Source organism: Rufibacter sp. JT3400010 (assembly GCF_054956755.1).
This window is the reverse complement of sequence record NZ_JBUDXA010000007.1, coordinates 66,127-84,954: the sequence shown is the minus strand read 5'-3', so window position 1 is coordinate 84,954 and position 18,828 is coordinate 66,127. Positions and strand designations below refer to the sequence as shown.

Below are 18,828 nucleotides of genomic sequence, written 5' to 3'. Positions count from 1 at the left end.
CAATTCTGGGCGTAAGTTCTGTGCCCTTGCTGGAAAAATCCATAGCTTTACCGTGCAATACCTTCGGCACAAGTGGCCCTTGGTTAACACTCTTCGTTTGACCTTCTTTCATAGAACATGACCTCTATACGTGCGTTAGTGGCCTCCTTTCTCCTGGTCTCAGGATTGGGAATTTCCACCTCTATAGCCCAAACTCCCAAGAAGCCGGATGCCGCCGAGATTCGGTTGGCTTTGGAAAAGCTGAATGTGCTGGGCAGCGTCCTTTATTTTGCCGCTCACCCAGATGACGAGAATACCCGCCTTATCGCCTACATGGCCAATGAACGGAAAATGCGAACCGGCTACCTTTCCCTTACCCGTGGTGATGGCGGCCAGAACCTGATTGGCCCCGAAATACGCGAAGAGCTAGGCATTATCCGCACGCAGGAATTGTTGCAGGCCCGCCGCATAGACGGAGGCGAGCAGTTCTTCAGCCGGGCCAATGACTTCGGGTTTTCCAAGAACCCCGCCGAGACGTTCACCATCTGGAACAAAGAACAAGTGCTGGCAGATGCCGTTTGGGTGATCCGCAAGTTCCGTCCCGATGTCATCATTACCCGTTTCTCGCCGCAGCCTAGTGGTACACACGGCCATCATACCGCCTCGGCCATGATTGCCATGGAAGCCTTTGATGCCGCCGCTGACCCCAAGCGCTTTCCCGAACAATTGAAAACCGTGGAGCCCTGGCAAGCCAAGCGCCTGCTCTGGAATACTTCCTCCTTTTTCTACGGCCAGGGCCAGCAGTTTGACGCGTCAGACAAGCTCATGCTAGATGCCGGGGTCTACAATCCATTGCTGGGCAGGTCTTATAATGAAATTTCGGCCCAAAGCCGAAGCATGCACAAAAGCCAGGGTTTTGGGAGCAGCGGCACCCGCGGCGAGGCCGTAGAATATTTTGAATTCCTGAAAGGTGCTCCCGCCAAGAAAGATGTGCTGGAAGGCGTGAACACTTCTTGGAGCCGCGTGCCGGGCAGCAAAGACGTAGACAAACTCTTGCAGGAAGCGCTCCAGAACTACAACCCCGGCAATCCGGCCGCTTCGGTGCCTACTTTGTTAAAGGCGAATTCGGCCTTAGCCAAACTACCGGCCTCTTACTGGAAGAACGTGAAACAGCAGGAGTTGCAAGAGGTTATCAAGAATTGCCTGGGCTTGTATCTGGAAGCCTCTTCGGTGAGGGAATATTCTGTTTCGCCAGGTGAGCCGGTGGCGTTGTCTTTGGAAGCCGTGAACCGCTCCGCTGTTCCGGTGAGCGTTACCAAGGTAGAATACCTGTTCGCTAACCAGGACACCACCCTGCAGCAGAAACTAGAACCCAACCAACCGCTGTTTATCAGAAGTGCCAGAACCATTCCGTTAGCGACACCTTATTCTCAGCCGTATTGGCTGCAGGTACCGGGCTCTACCGGTATGTTCCGGGTAGATGAGCCCGCCCTGATTGGTTTACCGGAGAACCCGGCCGCCGCCCAGGTGAGGGTACACTTGACGGTACAAGGCCAACCTTTTGCGTACACGCTGCCGGTAGTCTACAAACGCACCGATCCCGTAGAAGGCGAGCAGTACCGTCCGTTTGAGATTGCCCCGCCCGTTTTCGTGAACATCACCGAGAAAGTGTACGTCTTCGCCGATGCCCAACCCAAGCCCGTTACACTGCGCGTGCGCGCCGGAAAAGACCAGATGGAAGGTACAGTGGCTTTGCGTCTGCCCGAAGGCTGGCGTTCTGAACCAGCTAACGGCACGTTCAAACTAACCCAAAAAGGCGAGGAGCAGACGTTCACGTTCATGGTGTACCCCGGCACAACCCAAACCGAAAGTACCATCAGCGCGGTGGTAACTACGCGGGGTAGAACCTATTCCCAAAGTTTAAAAACCATCACGTACCCGCATATTCCTACCCAAACCTTGTTCCCAGAGGCCGTTGCCAAAGCTGTGAAACTAGACCTGAAACGCAAAGGTCAGCACATTGGCTATTTGATGGGGGCTGGTGACGAGGTGCCCGCCAGCCTGCAACAGATTGGCTACGCCGTAGACCAACTGCACGTAGAGGATTTATCTTCGGCCATGCTGCAGAAATATGACGCGGTGGTGGTGGGCGTTCGGGCCTTCAATACCCTGGACCGGCTCAAATTTCAGCAGCCCCAGCTCATGCAGTATGTGCAGAACGGCGGTACGCTGGTAGTACAGTACAACGTGAGCAACGGACTGGTGACCCCAAATCTAGGGCCGTATTCCATTAAACTGTCCAACGACCGGGTCACGGTAGAAGACGCGGCCGTTCGCTTCCTTAAGCCGAACCATCCGGTACTCAATACGCCCAACAAAATTACCGAACAGGATTTCAGAGGCTGGGTACAGGAGCGTGGACTGTATTTCCCTAACCAATGGGCCCCGGAGTATGAGGCCATTATCTCCTCCAATGACCCCGGCGAATCGCCGAAAGACAGCGGATTGCTGGTAGCCAAGTACGGCAAAGGATATTACGTCTATACCGGTTATTCCTTCTTCCGGGAATTGCCCGCCGGAGTACCGGGTGCGTACCGCCTGTTCGTGAATCTGCTCTCTTTAGGGAAGTAGCTGTTTTAGGGCTGTTTTGTGGAAAGTAGCCCTGAAATAATTCATTATCTAGGCAAAATCTTGTGAAATGTACCGTGAGCCCTATGAAGAAGTATTCCAAAGGAAACCTGATTTTAAGGTAACCTATTCCATATTTACCCAGGAAGAAGGTGGAAGATACAGTTTGCCTTTTCAAGGAATTAGGTGGGACTTTCAGTATGAGGATCCTGAAACTGGGAGAAAAAATATTTTTTATGATTTGGCCAGAGTTTGAGGATATAAGTGGCCAGGTTATCGCAGAAAAAGACATGTCAATCCCCAGACATGGCATAGCCAGAATGTGGATCGTTAACAGTGAAAGAATAAACTACCATTTGGGTAAAATAAAAGTAGGCACCCATGGTTTCTTTATGGAAGGGCCTAGAAAAGTAGGAGAATGTGACGTAATTGAATTGATCGGTCTTAAATAATAATAGAAGCAACCTAAATGGCAAATTGATCAAATTTGTCCTTAATCCAAGCCATTCCAAATGACCAAAGGAGATATTGACCCACCGCCGTTCTTTAAAAGCTGGACTTCTATGTACTGGCTGGTGTTAGGCGTGCTGGCAGGGTTCATCTTATTGTTTTATCTCATCACCGAAGCATATAAATGAGCGGCTTGGATTGGGGCGTGCTAATTGGCACTATTGCGTTCATTGTATTGTTCGGCGTCTGGAAAACCCGCCAAACCCAGCAAATGTCGGGGTACCTGCGGGCCGATAATACGGAGCGTTGGTGGATGATGGGCTTGTCCATTATGGCTACCCAGGCCAGTGCCATCACGTTTCTTTCCACGCCGGGGCAGGCCTTTGATGACGGCATGCGCTTCATCCAATTCTATTTCGGGTTGCCGCTGGCCATGGTGGTCTTATCCATTACCGCTATCCCCATCTACTACCGCCTCAAGGTTTTCACGGCCTATGAGTACCTGGAAAGCCGCTTCGACCTGAAAACCCGTTCGCTGGCGGCGCTCCTGTTTCTCATTCAGCGCGGGCTTTCCACCGGCATCACCATCTATGCCCCGGCTATTATTCTCACCGCTATTTTAGGCTGGAATCTCACGGCCACTATTCTCTTTATTGGCGTGATTGTGACGTTTTACACGGTAGTGGGGGGCACCAAAGCCGTGAGCCAGACGCAGCGGCTACAGATGGCGGTGATGTTAGGCGGCATGCTGGTGGCCGCTGTGGTGGTGGTACGTTTACTGCCCGACGGAGTAGGTTTTTCTGAAGCGATGGCCGTGGCGGGCACCTCCGGTAAACTGAACCTGGTAGATCTCAGCTTTAATCCCAAGGACCGTTATAACCTGTGGTCGGGCCTGATTGGGGGGGTCTTTCTGTCTTTGTCTTACTTCGGCACCGACCAGTCACAAGTGGGCCGGTATCTGGGCGGCGAAACCATTGCCCAAAGCCGGTTGGGTTTGCTCATGAACGGTCTGGTCAAAGTGCCCATGCAGTTTCTGATTCTGCTGGTTGGCGTGCTGGTGTTTGTGTTCTACCAGTTTTACCAACCGCCGCTTTACTTCAACCAGCAGCAAGCGGACAAGGTGCTGGCTGCAACCGAGGCGGCCCCAGCCTGGAAAGAATTGGAAGCGAGTAGCCGGCAAATCTTTCAGGAGAAAAAAGCCGCGACCTTGGCGTTAGTACAAGCCTATCAGACCGAAAACCAGGCAGGCGAAGAACAGGCTAGTGAGCAGATTCAGCGGGCGGAAGTGAAAAGAAAAGCGCTTAGGGAGAAGGCCCAGGTCATGGTTAAAACCTACAACGAGGGCACTGACTTGAAAGACACGGATTACGTGTTTCTCACTTTTGTAACCCAGCAGTTGCCCCGCGGTTTGGTGGGCTTGTTGCTGGCCGTGGTACTTTGCGCCGCTATGGGGAGTACCGCCTCGGCGTTCAACTCCTTGGCTTCCACTACGGTGGTAGATGTCTACAAACGCTCGTTAAAACCCAACGCTTCTGATGGGCATTATGTAAGAGCTTCGCGCTGGTTTACGGTGGGGTGGGGAGCCGTTTCTATTTTCTTCGCCCTTTTCGCTTCTCAGCTCGAAAACCTTATTCAGGCGGTTAACATCTTAGGCTCTTTGTTTTACGGCACCATCCTGGGGATTTTTGTGGCCGCCTTCTATTTCGAAAAACTGCGTGGAAACGCGGTGTTCTGGGCGGCTGTGCTCACGCAAATCATCATCTTTCTTCTGTATCAGTTTACCGGCATTGCGTACCTGTGGTATAATCTCATCGGGACTATTCTGGTGGTGAGCCTGGGTTTTCTGCTGCAGTCTTTCCTGCCTAAAAAGGCGTAATACTCTTTTTTGATTTTTTACTTTCGCATGAATTCCTCCTTCCAGACCTTACAGCACCTTATTCAAAGCCGAAGAACTACCAAACCGCCCAAGATGAACGGCCATTTTATTCCTGATGAACAGATACAGGAAATCCTGGCCCTAGCCGATTGGGCACCCACCCACGGCCACACCGAACCCTGGCGTTTTGTGGTCTATGCCCGCGAGAAGGTTCAAGACTTTTGCCTGGTCCACGCTGAACTCTACCGGACGAACACCGCCCCAGACAAGTTTCTGGACATGAACTATGAAAAGCTGCTGCACATGGGAGACCAAGCCTCGCACGTGATCATCGCTTATATGCAGCGCGGCGATTTACCTAAGATTCCGGCGCTGGAAGAAATTGCCGCTACTTCCTGCGCCATCCAGAATCTGTTGCTGGGTGCTACTGCGTTGGGAATTGCCACGTATTGGGGTTCCGGAGGTATGGCTTACAAGCCGGCCATGAAACATATGCTGCAGTTACGCGACGAGGATACCGTGTTAGGTGTTCTGTATCTGGGCTACGCAGACAGCCCGATCTCTGGAGGAAAACGGGTAGTGCCTCTGAAAGAGAAAGTGCGTTGGGTGTAACTCTTATGTAGATGGTCTATTAAAAACAAAGCCCTGCTGAATACCTTCAGCAGGGCTTTGTTTTTGAGTCGTTTTCTGAAAAAAGGCAGATAAACCGGCTTATTTGTTTTTGATTTCGGCCAGAAGCTTCTCGTTCAATGCCACGTAATCGGCGTTGCTTTCTTTTTTCGCCATTTCAATGGATTTCTGGGCAGTAGCAGTAGCTCCTTTGTAGTCCTTCAACTTGGCCTGGATTTTGGCTTGCTGGTGCAACATGTAGAACTTGGGGTCTTTCTCGTTGGCTTGTTTGATCCAGGTCAAGGCTTGCTTGAGGTCTTTGTTGTTTTCGGCGTAGTAGTTGGCCGCTGCCGCATACAAGCCCGGGCTCACATTAGTGCCGTTTACCACTTGCTGCTGAATCTGGCTCATCACTTTTGAATCCACATCGGTCGTGATTTTTACCGGTACCAGGGTGTTTTCCCACATGATTTGCAGGGTGGCTCCGTTGTTGGTTTGGTCAGCTAAGCCAATGGTGAACGTCTCCACTTTCTCGTTCAGTTTTTTAGGCGTCACTTTAAAACGTACCAGATCTTCTGCGGCTTTGTAGGCGTTGCCACCGTCTCCCCAGTGTTCAATGTTCTTATGGATGATGATGGTCCATTCTTTTTCGCCCGGAATGGTGTAAAGCGCATATTTTCCGGCCGGAACCTTGTTGCCTTCCAGCATCACCTCATCTGAGAAGGTTAGTTTGGTAGAAGCGTTCGCTCCCGTGCGCCATAGTCTTCCGTAAGGAGCCAGATCACCGAAGATCTTTCTACCTTTCATGCTGGGGCGCGAGTACTCAATCGTGACATCAGTGATACCCACGGCTTGTTCAAGAGTAGCAGTAGGGCTGGCGGCGGGCATCTTGATTTGGGCAGACGCTTCGGGGCTCATCAGGAACATGGCAATGGCAAATGCCCATACCAGGTTCAGGGATAAAATCTTTTTCATAAGTCAGGGTTTTCAAGCAAAATTTAGGATTGTAATATTAGTGAAAAGCAGGCAGTATGCCTAGTCTTAGGACCGCACAAGAATAGCACACTCTTTCTCTAAGATGCTATAAATACCATTAGTTTTCTTTCCCTTAAGGGTTGTAAATACTAGTAGAAGATTAGCTGTTCTGTTATGATTACTATCAGTGATTTGTGTCAATATTTAATAATTTCATAATATGCTGCTCTTAAATCAATAAGAAGTTCCATTCTTTGGAGTCAGTTTATTCAGGAAGATAGTTCTTTTGGCTGAGTAGATACTATCTTGAAAATAGAGATTTTTATTCGGTAATATATTGATAATAACGATGTTGTTGTGATGAACGCAGGTTTTCGCTGAAAAAACACGAAAGTGACATGATATAAATGTTCTGAAGTTTATTGCAAAGTAGTTTTCAAACTATAACTTAAGTACAAATCACCAAACTATTAACAAACTAATAAAAACTTCAGATGAAAAAACATGTACTCTTGTTCTTGTTTTTGCTCTCTGTACTAAGTTTTAGTGCAATGGCGCAAAATAGAACCATCTCCGGGCGAGTGATTTCGGCGGCAGATGGTTCAGCACTTCCGGGTGTGAGCGTGGTGGTAAAGGGAACTACCATTGGCGCTAGTACAGACGTGGAGGGGCGCTACTCCATCAGCGTGACGGGATCCCCTACCTTGGTCTTTACCTTTATTGGCTTCATGCCGCGCGAAGAAGTGGTAGGCACCAGGTCTACGGTTGATGTGCGGCTGGCAGTTGATGAAAAGACCCTTGAAGAAGTGGTGGTGGTAGGATATGGCAGCCAGGAAAAACGGGAAGTAACCGGCTCCATTTCGTCTATCAAAGCCGAAGCCATCCAGAATACACCTACTCCCAGCTTTGAAAACGCCTTACAGGGAAGAACTTCTGGCGTGCTGGTAGAGCAGCAAAACGGTAAATTAGGGCAAGGCATCAAAGTACGGGTGCGTGGGTCCTCCTCGGTAAGTGCCGGTAATGAGCCGTTGTATGTACTGGACGGGGTGCCCCTGACCACCAGTGTTCCTAACTCCAACGGCGCTCCCACCAACCCTTTGTCTGACCTCAACCCGAACGACATTGCTTCCATTGAGGTGTTGAAAGACGCGGCGGCGGCAGCCATCTACGGTTCCAGAGCAGCCAATGGCGTTGTCTTGATTACCACAAAAAGAGGAAATACCGGTGACACTAAAATCAACGTGAATTATTTCACTGGTTTTTCAAAACCAACCCGTAAACGGGAGTTCCTGAATTCAGCCGAATATGTAGAGCTTTTAAGGGAAGCCGCCGTTAACTCAGAAGAACGCGAAGGTGAGCCTTACTGGGTAGAATTCAACGAAGACCGTTTACGGCGGTATTCGGCCGGGGCCGATCCGTTAACCTACAACACAGAATGGCAGGACGAAGTCTTTCAGGATGCCGCCGTGAACCAGATGGATGTGAGTGTGACGGGCGGTAATGAGAAAACAAGGTTCTTCACCGGTCTTTCCTACAGCAACCAGGAAGGGATTCTGATCAATAACCGGTTTGAGAAGATGAGCGGGCGTTTAAACCTTGATCATCAGGCCACGGAGAAACTGGCCTTGGGCATGAACTTCAGCTTGACGCGTACTAAAAACTACCGTCTAAGCAATGACAATGCGTTCAGTACGCCCATGCAGATTGTGGCTTTGCCGCCTATCACGCCTGTGATAGATCCTAGAACCGGCTTAATAAGCGGCGTCTTAGATCCGGCTACGGGTCGTCCTAACACCAATTATCCGGTGTACTATAATCCGTTACTGAATGCCCTTGACGCAGATTTCCTGACCACGGTATTCCGTAATTTCACCAACGTATATGCCAGTTACAAGCTCTTCACAGGTTTAACCTTCAGGTCTGAATTTGGTCTGGATTTGCTAAACCAGAACGAAAACGCCTACTATGGTAAATTAACGGCCAGAAACACCGGAACGCCTAACGGTATTGGAGTAAGTTCCAACACCCAGATCGCCAACTACAACACCAATAACTTCTTCAACTACACCACCACCTTCACCGATGCCCATGCTCTAGATGCCGTGTTGGGGATGAGCTACCAGGAGGCGAACCAAACGGAGAATTATGTAGAGGCGCAGCAGTTCCCGAGTAACGCGTACAGAACCATTGCTAGTGCGGCAGATATCACCGAAGGTTCCTCTTCGGGCACAGACTACTCCTTTCTGTCTTACTTTACCCGGGTGAATTACAAGTTCAGAGACCGCTACCTGTTAGGACTGAGCGGCCGGATTGATGGATCTTCCCGGTTCGGAAATGACAGCAAATACGGGTTCTTTCCGGCCGGTTCGGTGGGCTGGATTCTGAGCGAAGAATCTTTCTTGGTTAACTCAAGCCTCATCAACTACCTGAAACTGAGAGCCAGCTACGGCATTACGGGTAACGCTGAAATCGCCAACGCCGCCTCACTGGGCTTGTATTCCGGTGATGCTGGTTACGGTGGTACACCAGGACAGAGACCAACGCAGATAGAGAACCCAGAGCTGAAATGGGAAGAAACCGCTCAGTTTGACGTTGGGTTGGAATATGGTTTCTGGAACGGCAGAGTATCTGGGGAGATTGACTATTACATCAAGAAAACCGATGACCTCCTGTTGAACGTGAACGTACCGGGCACCAGCGGTTACAGAACCCAGCTCAAGAACGTGGGTAAGCTGGAAAACAAAGGATTTGAGTTCAGCCTGAATTCAGATAACCTGGTAGGGGCTTTCAAATGGTCCACTAACTTCAACTTCTCCAGGAACCGCAACAAAATCACCGACCTGCAAGGCCAGATCATTGAAGGCGGTTACCTGAACCGGGCCGTGGAAGGGCAACCCATCGGAGTGTTCTTCGGGGTGGAATACGCCGGGGTAGACCCAGCCAACGGAAATGCCTTGTATTTCCTCAATACTCCCAACCCAGACGGCAGCCTGAACCGTGAAACAACCAGTGACTATGGCGCGGCCCAGCGCGTAGTGATCGGAAATCCAAACCCAGACTATACCATTGGCTTTACCAACAACTTCTCCTTCAAAGGCTTTGATTTAAGCGTTCTTTTCCAGGGAGTAGTAGGAAACGATATCTACAACGGAGCCGGGTCTTACATGAGCGCCAGCGCCACCTGGTATGACAACCAAACCAAAGATCAGTTAGACAGATGGCAAAAGCCCGGCGACATCACCAATGTGCCAAGAGCTTATTTAGGGTATTCTAACGGTACAGACGCTTCTTCGCGCTACCTGTCAGATGGTTCCTATGTGCGTCTGAAGAACCTGACCCTTGGGTATACCTTACCGGCCACGTTTACGCAGAAACTCAAACTGGAAAAAGTGCGGTTATATGCCATAGGCCTGAACTTGCTGACTTTCACAGACTATGAAGGTTGGGACCCAGAAGTGAACACAGACTACCTGGCCGGGAACATCTCCCAGGGAAATGATTTCTACGGGGCTCCACAAGCAAAAACCTTCACGTTTGGAGTGAACATCGGGTTCTAAGAAGCGGTACTCAATTACGAAAAAGAACAGATCATGAAAAGAAAAAATATAAAAGCATACGTTGTCATCTTCGGCTTTGCCGGACTTCTGGCTAGCTGTGATGATCAATTGGATATAGATCCCCAACAATCTGTAGAGGTGGGGCAGGCCTTGGCTACTTCTTCAGATGTGGAGGCCGCCTTGGTAGGCGCTTATGATGCCGCCGGCGATGCCGATGTGTATGGCGGAGATATTCAGTTTTTGTCTGACCTTCTGGCCAATGATAAAGACATTGCCTGGGTAGGGACGTACATACAGCCCGGCGAGGTGTATGAAAAAGCTATACTAGAGAACAACTCCTTTATAGCCAACACCTGGTTAGACAGTTACCGGGTCATTAACATCACCAACAGCGTATTGGCGAATTTAGACAAGGTTGATCAAGCCAAAAAAGCACGAGTAGAAGGCGAGGCGAAGTTTTTGAGAGGTGCTATTTATTTTGAATTGGTGAAGCTCTACGGCAAAGCATGGGTAGACGGAAACCCTGCCACTAATCCGGGAGTGCCTATCGTCCTGACGCCCACTAGCACCATCACTGAAGGTTCTTTTGTCAGCAGAAATTCTGTGGCAGATGTCTATGCGCAAGTAGTAAAAGACCTAATGGAAGCAGAGGCGCTATTGCCGGCTACCAACGGGTTCTTCGCCACCAAGTGGGCAGCGGCAGGCATGCTTTCCCGCGTGTACCTGCAACAGGAGAAGTTTCTGGAGGCCGGACAAGCTGCTGATAGAGTAATCAAATCTGGCCGGTACAGACTTACAGATACCTATGCGGCGGCTTTCAACAACACCGGAAACAGCTCAGAAGATATCTTCGCTATTCAGGTGACCTCACAGGATGGGATCAATGAATTGAACACCTACTACTCTCAGTTGCAACGAGGAGATATTGAAATCCAGGATCAGCTTATTGAGCAATATGAAGCCGGAGATGAGCGCTTAGAAATCTATGAAGATGGTTACACCAACAAGTTTGATGAGCAGTATGCCGTGGTTCCTATCTTGCGTTTAGCTGAAATGTACCTGACCCGTGCAGAAGCAAGCGTAAGAACCGGAACCAACATTGGGGGCGTTTCTGCTGTAGCCGATATCAACACCATTAGAGCCCGCGCCGGCCTAGATCCAATAACAACCGTCACTCTCGCTCAAGTGCTACAAGAACGGAAACTGGAACTCATCTTTGAAGGCCAGCTCTTGCATGACATCAAGCGTACCAAAGGAATGGTGGGGAACACGCCTTACAGTGCAAACAACCTTATATTCCCCATTCCTCAACGGGAAAGAGATGCCAACAGCAACCTAACACAGAATCCAGGTTATAACGGTGGATAAGCTAATCTACTTCAAAACAAAAAGAGGAGGCCCAAGGCCTCCTCTTTTTGTTTATACTAATTGAGTAAATAGTAGTGATTGGTTTGTAAAGAGATGGCGACGCTTAAAATTTCCTCTGAACAAAGGAATACGCTTTTGCAGGAGAGAGCAATGCGTGTGATCTGCAGGTGTAAACATCCCCCTCCGCCTCCTTCAAAGGGGGAGTCTCCGCTTTAGAAAGGGCTTCTCACGCATTGCTACCATCGCATTCCGCTACTTTCCCCTTTCCAGTCTTTCCCGAGCGCGCCTCGCTTTTGGCCCTGGAATGGCAAAGCTAACCGCAAAGGACACTGCAGGCCGAAAGGGCAGTGCGCGAGGGGAAGACGGGGCCTCGCGGCCGTGAGCGCTTACCGGCAAAGATGAAACAACCCAGCACCTGCACCCACGAAAAAAGCAGTCAAGCCAAGGGAACAGCGTAAGGCATGCACAACCAATTCAGTTTAAATCCCTTACGCTACCCCTTATAAGCTTATTTTCAAAAAACAGTCCCAAAAACAAACCCTGCTTACGGCAATAAAAGCGAGCTATCGCCATAACTCAGAAAGCGGTAGCCATTCGCCAAGGCATGTTTGTACAACTTCTGCCAGGAAGGACCAATCAACGCTGAGACCAGCAGGAGCAGCGTGCTTTGCGGTTGGTGGAAGTTGGTGACCAGGCCGGTGCAGATTTTAAACTGATAGCCGGGGGCAATCAAGATCTGGGTGGTGGCGTGCAAATGGGTGAGTTGATGGCTGTCTAAGTAATTCAAGAGGGCTTCCAACGCTTCCTGCACCGAGAGGTTGGTGCGGACGTCATACGGAAACCACTGCGGCACGTAAAGGTCTTCGCCTTCGGTAGGCAAGATGCCCAGGGAGATACCGGTACCCAACCAGTACAGACTTTCCAGGGTGCGCATGGAAGTGGTACCCACGGCAATAACCGGGTGCGGACCATGGTATAACAGTTGCTCCACAAAAGCCCGGCTCACGGATAGTTGCTCCCCGTGCATGTAGTGGTACTCCATCAACTCGGCTTTCACGGGCTTAAACGTACCGGCACCCACGTGCAGGGTCACAAAACCCAATTGGTGGCCTTTGGCGGTAACATTCTCCAGCACCTGCGGGGTGAAGTGCAAACCGGCGGTTGGGGCTGCTACGGCACCAGCCTCAGAGGCATACACGGTTTGGTAGCGTTCCTGGTCAGTTTCAACGGCATCGCGGTTCATGTAGGGAGGCAGCGGCAGCAAACCGGCCAGTTCCAGAATCTCGGCGAAGGTTTTATGGCCTGGTGACCAGGTGAAGTGAATGGCAAATCCTTCCTCGGCGGGAGCCAGACGCTCGGCCCACAGGGAGCCATCGGCGGGGTAGGGGCCCAGGGGTAATTCCAGACGTCCATCGCGCCAGCGTTTGTTGTTGCCTACCAGGCATTTCCAGATAACGGAGTAGGTTTGCTGCATGGCTTGCTGCACCTCGCGCACGGGCTCCAGCGGCTCTAGGCAGAATAATTCAATGGTGCCGCCCGTAGGTTTCTGGAACCGTAAACGACCCTGCACTACCTTGGTGTCATTGAACACCAGCAGTGAGTTGAACGGAAGGGCAGCGGGGAGGTCTTTGAATTGTGCATCTGAGATGCGGCCCTTTTTATAGACTAACAGCTTTGACTGATCACGGTTCTCTAGCGGGAACTGGGCAATTCTTTCTTCGGGCAGGGTGTACGTAAAGTCTGAAATAGACAACTGTCTAGGATGAGTAGTAGGCATGAACGTCAAGCACAATAGAAAACATAGGTAAAAAAGCAGGGCCCGGCATCAATTGGCAGAAGACAGGAAAACGGCAGTTCGCCTGTTTGCTTAAACTGAAACACAGATGGAAATGCGGGGGACATATTTCCTATAAATCCGATTGACTTCAAGAACAGGAAAACCACAGTTTACGCAGGCTGGTCTGTAAAAAATAAGTAAAACAATCTATACCCGGCAAAAAACGGCATCGCCTTCAAAGACAATTTCATTGGCATAAAGATACTTCTTTTTTATAGCCGTTTTCTAGAATATGTGCTAAAACAAGGTTAAAGCCAACTCTTTCCTTAAGAAGCACTATAGGGGGCAATTTCTTCGTCATGCGCTACGTCACTAAGTTCTAGTTCCAGCGCTTTCACTGAGATCTGGATCTCCCATAAAGAAAGTGCCATGGATACCAGCAGCAAAAGCAAACCGGCCCCGAAGATGATTTTTCCGGCCGTTTGCCAACCAGCGTAGAGCATGAACATGCAAAGCACGCACGAGAACATACTGGCAATCCCGAACGCCTGCATGTTTCTGATGAGGACCAGCCGGAGCCTTAGGTTCTGGATTTGGCCGTACACCAGATGGCTGTGGCTGGCCTTGTACACGGGCTTTAAATCTCTGATCAGTTTGGCCAAAGACAGAAAGCGGTTGGTGAACGCCAGTAGCAGCAAAGACAGCGCCGGGAACAGCAGGGCAGGCGTGGTGAGCGTTATTTCCATGGCAGCAAAGGAGAACGGGGCTTACTCTTCGGGAGAATTGTCGTCCTCGGCCTCAAATTCCAGATCCTCGGCAATCTCCAGAGCCCGGTCAATCAGGTCTTCCATCTCGTCTTTGGTAGATGCGTTGAGGGTTTCCTCAAACAAAGCCAGTACGTGTTCGGCGTCTGCGTTCACGTACAGATCTGTGTAGAGTTCTTCAAACAGGTGGCTTTTCTTCTGAATGACCTCGTCTATTCCCTTGACGTTTTTCGCCTGCAAGGCATCCTGCAGCAGATCACGCACCTGGGCACTTTCTTCGTCTCCTCCTAAGTCAGTGAGGAGTTGCAACAGCGAAATGCCGAGCCCTAACCGGAGGCGCTCAAACCTGAAACTAACTTCCTCCTGACTTGTTCTGCCGGGACGAGCCTCTTTCAAGGCTGTTTCCATTTCTTCATGCAAAGGGGTAAGCGTTTGGCGTAACGCGTCATCTGTTGAAGGAAAAACGTGCGCGAGAAGCTGCTGGTAAAGTGAGGTGTTCATATATACTGCCAAAAAAATGAAATACGTTTTCTGTAGCCGTCAGATTCTGGTGGGAACCAAGCGGCTGACAGGGTTACTACGGGAGTGCGGCAAGTTAGGAAAAGAAACAGTGCGTTTCATGCCTGTTTTCCCTAAAACAGTTCCAAAGGGGCCACCAGGCAGAGGATCAGAGAAAGGAATCAAACCGAAACATTCAGGAAAATGGGAGATAAAACAGGGTGAATACCGTGGTATATCTAAGCAAACCTGTAAACCTTGACTTACAAATCTAGGGTTGTAGGTCAGCAAAAAGTAAGGGACGCGTGGCGTTGAAAAGATAGGATTTCTTCCATAAAAAACAGAGACGTTAAACTTGCCCACGGCATTAATTTTTCTTAACTTACTAGGACTGAAAAAGCTATGTATGGGTACAACTCTGCAGAATCATTCATTTCCCGGATTCATTCTTCTGGTGTTCTTCTGCTCCCTGTTTTTGTTCCCAATGTTACTTTGGGCGCAAGAACTGCCGGTGGCCGAGGAGGGCATGCGGTTTCAGTTTGGCCGGAAAAAGGTGAAGATTCCGTTTCAGTTGGTGCATAATCTGGTCATTATTCCGGTACAGATCAACAATTCCAATCCGCTTAATTTTGTGGTAGACACGGGGGTAGACAGAACCTTGCTCATGGAAATTGGGCAGTTTGACACCATCACCCTCAACAATGTAGAAAAGCTTTTTTTGCGTGGTTTGGGAAAAGGGGCCGGAATTGAGGCCATACTTTCCTCCGGCAACAACATCAACTTCTCTTCTGTAGAGGCCAAAAACCAAAAGGTGCTCATGCTGGAGCAAAACATCTTCAATCTTTCCTCCCGGTTGGGCATGGAGGTGCACGGCATCATTGGGTACCCGCTGTTCAAGGATTTTGTGGTAGAGATAGATTACCAGAACAAGGTGCTTACCCTCTACAAGCCAGGTACGTACCCCGAAAAAAAAGCGCGTAAAAGCTCTGTTGTGCCGTTGGAGATTGAATCTTCTAAACCGTACGTGAAAGCGAATGCCAGCTTCCCAGATGGCTCCAGACACGCGTTACGCCTCATTGTAGACAGCGGCATGAGTACCTCCATGCTGTTGTACCCGCCCACTTTACCAGACGCCAAGATCCCTGACAAGAAGATTGAGGCTTACTTAGGCCGAGGGCTGAATGGAGACATTCACGGAGAAATTGCCCGGTTAGAAGCACTGGAAATCGGGAGTTTTACGTTGCTCAATCTGCCGGCCTGCTTCCCAGACACCATGTCCATCAGGCATGCACTGGGGCTCAACAACCGCAACGGAAATCTGGGAGCCGATGTGCTGCAACGCTTTCACGTGGTGTTTGATTACGGCAACTCCCGAATGCTGCTTCGGCCTAATCACCGTTACAAAAAGCCCTTTCATTACAACCTGAGCGGTCTGGAGTTAAACAGCCCTATTCCTGGCCTTAACTTTTACACCGTAGCACTAGTCATCCCCAATTCTCCGGCCGAACGCGCGGGCTTGGAGGCAGGAGATGCCATTGTCAGTATCAACGGCGTGAAATGCATGGACAAAAGCCTGGGCGAAATACTGGAGCTTTTTCAGAAGTACCCCAACCGCCGCCTGCAGTTGAAAGTGAGCCGACATTACAAGTCTTTCGATACCGTGCTGCATCTACAGGATTTAATCTGACTCTGTTTCAGGCCTCCTTTCACTAAAACAGACCTGAAACAGAGTCAGATGATTTATCTCACGCCTTCTGTCCCCCTTTGAAGGGTTAGGGGGATGATTACTCCTGCTGATGACATTCCAATTTTAAGTAGGGGCACTATGGCGCGGAAGTTACTTCCGTGACTTACTTAGTTTCCGCAAGTCACGGAAGTAACTTCCGCGCCATAGAATTCTTTCATAGCTGCTTATTTCGGATCTTCAACCGCCTTTGTCATCCCCTACCACTTCAAAGGGGGACGGAATGCGTGCTTATTGGTTCACCAACCGTGTGGTCAGTGTGGTTCTCTGGCTTTAATTACCGAGTATACCTTATTCAGGATTAACAAACTGGTACAGCGCGGAGAAATCTTCTTTGCCGAAGCCAGCTTGTTTAGCCTGCGCGTAGAGTTCTTTCACGGTGTGCAGGGTAGGAAGCGCAATGCCTTGTTCATAGGCGGTTACGCCAGCCAGGTGCAGGTCTTTGTGTAGCCATTCCAGCGGAAACTCCGGGGAGAAGTCACGGGTGAGGAGCTTGTTTTCTTTCAGCTTGAGAAAAGGTGCACCGCCTGGCCCGTTCAGGAGCGTTTGGCACAGCATCTCTTCGGTAATGCCCAATGACGTACCTAAGCGCAAGGCTTCGGCGAAGGCCGCCATCATCTGCCCGAAAAGCATGTTATTGACCATTTTCATGCTGGCGCCCTGCCCGTGCGGACCAATGTGCTGAACGGCTTTCCCCATGGTATCTAGCAAGGGACGCACTTCTTCCACGTCTTTTTCCTCACCGCCCACCAGAAACACCAATTGCCCGGTCTCAGCGGGTTTAAGAGAGCCGGAAACAGGCGCGTCTAAGAACCGGTGCCCCATTTTGAGGGCCACTTGCGCCATGCGTTGGCTGAAGGAGGGGTTCACGGTGCTGGAGTCAATCCAGAGAGAGTTGCCGGGCAGTTCTTTTAGGAAGCCGTGTTGTCCTAAGGCAGCTTCTTCTACGGCCTCGGGCGTAGCCAGCATGGTGAACACGACGCGGCATTGTTTTCCTACTTCTTCGGGGGTGTTGGCCAGGGTAGCTCCGTTGGAAACCAAGGCTTCTGCTTTCTCAGGGGTACGGTTATAAACCACTAAGGAGTGACCAGCTTTTTGCAGATTAGCGGCCATGCGGCTGCCCATAATGCCTAATCCTATAAATCCTACGTTCATGTATTTCTCTTTTAGGTATGCACGAAAGTAAGGATTTACGAATGGAGCGCGCAAGCGGTACAAGCGAATTACCGTTTAAGGCTTATTTTCAGAAAACAAGCCTTAAACCTGGTTTAAACCTTCTGCGGAAATCTGAACGTGAAAGTGCTGCCTTTACCTAATTCAGAAGAAACGGATAACTCAATTCCGTGAAACGTAGCAATGGTTTTAACAATGGTGAGCCCTAAACCGTGGCTTTCACCATCTGGGGCATGTAAGCGTTTGAACCGGTTGAATATGTGGGGTATTTGCTCTTGGGGAATGCCCACGCCGGTATCAATAATGGAAAGTTCGTACCCGGTGGGGGCAGGTTGCCCTTTGAGGCAGATGCTGCCTTGGGGTTTGTTGTATTTAATGGCATTGTTCACCACATTGAAAAGCATGGTAAACAGTAACGACTGATTCGCTTTGGTTAACGTGTAATCACCAGAGAATTCAAGCTTCAGTTCTATCTCGCGGGCTGCGGCCCGTTCCTCTATTTCTTCGGCTACTTCCTGGGCTAGTTGCGGGATGTCTACAGATTCATTGCGCAGGTATTGTTCATTCTCAATGCGGGAGATGAGCAGCAGGGCTTGAATGATGTTCTTCAGCCTGTGCAAGGTTTTGAGGTTGTCAACCAGTTTCTCTAATAGACTTTCGGGCGTTTCAGGGTCCGCTAACAGGTTCTCTAAGCGGGTTTGAAGAATGGAAACGGGTGTAAGGAGCTCATGCGACACGTTCCCGATAAACTCTTTCTCTTTCTGGAAAGCCTCTTGTATCTGCCCCATCATGGCGTTGATGGTGTTGTTGAGGTACAGGAAGTCATCGGTGGAAGTCTGAAGTTTCTTGGGCGTGAACGTGCTGGGGTGTTCTACCTTTTGCAGGCGTTTCACAATCTGCGCAAGCGGACGTAGCAGGAGCCTGCTAAAAGCCAAATCTGTGAAGGCAGTGAGGAGCACCACGGCGGCCAGAAAATACAGAGCATAGGTTTGCAGCGTTTTGCTGTTGTGCTCAATGGTAGCTAGTGAGCGGCCGATCTCCAGCAGGTACCGTTTTCCGCCTAAATCAAACGTGGAGGACAGTACCCGGTAGTTTACAATTTCGTTGTCTACCTTCCGGAGGCTGTTCTCAATGCTGTTCACCACTTTGCCCGAAGAAATCTCCTCCAGGGAGATAAATTCCTCTCGGAACAAGTTGTAACTACCGTAGGCAGCACCAGTCTCTTCGGTAATGAAAGATTCTATGCCCTGCTCTTCAATAATCTGGTACATCTTTGCCTCTTTCTGCTGAAGCCTTGCATCAGCGTTGAGCAAGGCCACTTTGTTTACCAGCAAAGGAAGCCCCACCACCAGAAGAAGCAGAATGAATACCTTAGAAGCCGCACTAAACAGGGCTAATTTGGATTGTAAGCGCATTTAGATGATTAGGAG

At 50.0% G+C, this 18,828-nt stretch carries 14 protein-coding genes; 8 read left to right on the top strand and 6 right to left on the bottom strand.

Annotation, left to right across the window (positions count from 1 at the left end; translation table 11 throughout):
* Positions 1-117: 117 nt before the first annotated feature.
* From ACY0JR_RS09280 to ACY0JR_RS09260, 5 genes are all read left to right on the top strand, one after another.
* Complete coding sequence (locus ACY0JR_RS09280) at positions 118-2,610, top strand: PIG-L family deacetylase (RefSeq protein ID WP_462633729.1); 2,493 nt, start codon at positions 118-120, stop codon at positions 2,608-2,610.
* Positions 2,611-2,759: 149 nt separating this feature from the next.
* The gene (locus tag ACY0JR_RS09275) at positions 2,760-3,059 is read left to right on the top strand and encodes a hypothetical protein (protein WP_462633728.1); all 300 of its coding nucleotides are present in this window, start codon (positions 2,760-2,762) and stop codon (positions 3,057-3,059) included.
* 60 nt (positions 3,060-3,119) lie between these two features.
* On the top strand, positions 3,120-3,245 hold the full coding sequence (locus ACY0JR_RS09270) for a hypothetical protein (RefSeq protein ID WP_462633727.1): 126 nt from the start codon (positions 3,120-3,122) through the stop codon (positions 3,243-3,245).
* Positions 3,242-4,933, top strand: a complete 1,692-nt coding sequence (locus ACY0JR_RS09265) for a sodium:solute symporter family transporter (protein ID WP_462633726.1) — start codon at positions 3,242-3,244, stop codon at positions 4,931-4,933. The genes ACY0JR_RS09270 and ACY0JR_RS09265 overlap by 4 nt, the downstream gene beginning before the upstream one ends.
* Before the next feature lie 27 nt (positions 4,934-4,960).
* Positions 4,961-5,545: a nitroreductase family protein gene (locus ACY0JR_RS09260; protein WP_462633725.1), complete on the top strand. Its 585-nt coding sequence runs from the start codon at positions 4,961-4,963 to the stop codon at positions 5,543-5,545.
* Between the two features lie 99 nt (positions 5,546-5,644).
* On the opposite strand, the gene ACY0JR_RS09255 is transcribed toward ACY0JR_RS09260, so the two are convergent.
* On the bottom strand, positions 5,645-6,517 hold the full coding sequence (locus ACY0JR_RS09255) for a DUF2911 domain-containing protein (protein ID WP_462633723.1): 873 nt from the start codon (positions 6,515-6,517) through the stop codon (positions 5,645-5,647).
* A gap of 551 nt (positions 6,518-7,068) precedes the next feature.
* On the opposite strand from ACY0JR_RS09255, the gene ACY0JR_RS09250 reads away from it, so the two are divergent.
* Together ACY0JR_RS09250 and ACY0JR_RS09245 are read left to right on the top strand one after the other, a co-directional pair.
* Positions 7,069-10,074 carry a SusC/RagA family TonB-linked outer membrane protein gene (locus tag ACY0JR_RS09250; RefSeq protein WP_462633722.1) on the top strand — a complete coding sequence of 1,002 codons (3,006 nt, stop codon included), beginning with the start codon at positions 7,069-7,071 and terminating at the stop codon, positions 10,072-10,074.
* A gap of 33 nt (positions 10,075-10,107) precedes the next feature.
* Positions 10,108-11,442, top strand: coding sequence for a RagB/SusD family nutrient uptake outer membrane protein (locus ACY0JR_RS09245; RefSeq protein WP_462633721.1), 1,335 nt, complete (start codon positions 10,108-10,110; stop codon positions 11,440-11,442).
* 544 nt (positions 11,443-11,986) lie between these two features.
* Here ACY0JR_RS09245 and ACY0JR_RS09240 read toward each other — a convergent pair.
* The 3 genes from ACY0JR_RS09240 to ACY0JR_RS09230 all read right to left on the bottom strand — a co-directional run bounded on the left by ACY0JR_RS09240 (position 11,987) and on the right by ACY0JR_RS09230 (position 14,484).
* Entirely contained in the window at positions 11,987-13,219 is a 1,233-nt protein-coding gene (locus ACY0JR_RS09240; protein WP_462633719.1) for an S-adenosylmethionine:tRNA ribosyltransferase-isomerase, read from the bottom strand.
* Between the two features lie 326 nt (positions 13,220-13,545).
* A complete protein-coding gene (locus tag ACY0JR_RS09235; protein WP_462633717.1) occupies positions 13,546-13,965 on the bottom strand; it encodes a DUF2721 domain-containing protein in 420 nt (139 codons plus the stop codon).
* 21 nt (positions 13,966-13,986) lie between these two features.
* Positions 13,987-14,484 carry a hypothetical protein gene (locus ACY0JR_RS09230; RefSeq protein WP_462633716.1) on the bottom strand — a complete coding sequence of 166 codons (498 nt, stop codon included), beginning with the start codon at positions 14,482-14,484 and terminating at the stop codon, positions 13,987-13,989.
* Positions 14,485-14,887: 403 nt separating this feature from the next.
* Between ACY0JR_RS09230 and ACY0JR_RS09225 the strand changes: the two genes are divergently transcribed.
* Complete coding sequence (locus ACY0JR_RS09225; RefSeq protein ID WP_462633715.1) at positions 14,888-16,168, top strand: aspartyl protease family protein; 1,281 nt, start codon at positions 14,888-14,890, stop codon at positions 16,166-16,168.
* 348 nt (positions 16,169-16,516) lie between these two features.
* On the opposite strand, the gene ACY0JR_RS09220 is transcribed toward ACY0JR_RS09225, so the two are convergent.
* Together ACY0JR_RS09220 and ACY0JR_RS09215 are read right to left on the bottom strand one after the other, a co-directional pair.
* Positions 16,517-17,380: an NAD(P)-dependent oxidoreductase gene (locus tag ACY0JR_RS09220; protein ID WP_462633714.1), complete on the bottom strand. Its 864-nt coding sequence runs from the start codon at positions 17,378-17,380 to the stop codon at positions 16,517-16,519.
* A 113-nt stretch (positions 17,381-17,493) separates the two neighbouring features.
* Positions 17,494-18,813 carry a sensor histidine kinase gene (locus ACY0JR_RS09215; RefSeq protein ID WP_462633713.1) on the bottom strand — a complete coding sequence of 440 codons (1,320 nt, stop codon included), beginning with the start codon at positions 18,811-18,813 and terminating at the stop codon, positions 17,494-17,496.
* Between the last annotated feature and the right edge of the window lie 15 nt (positions 18,814-18,828).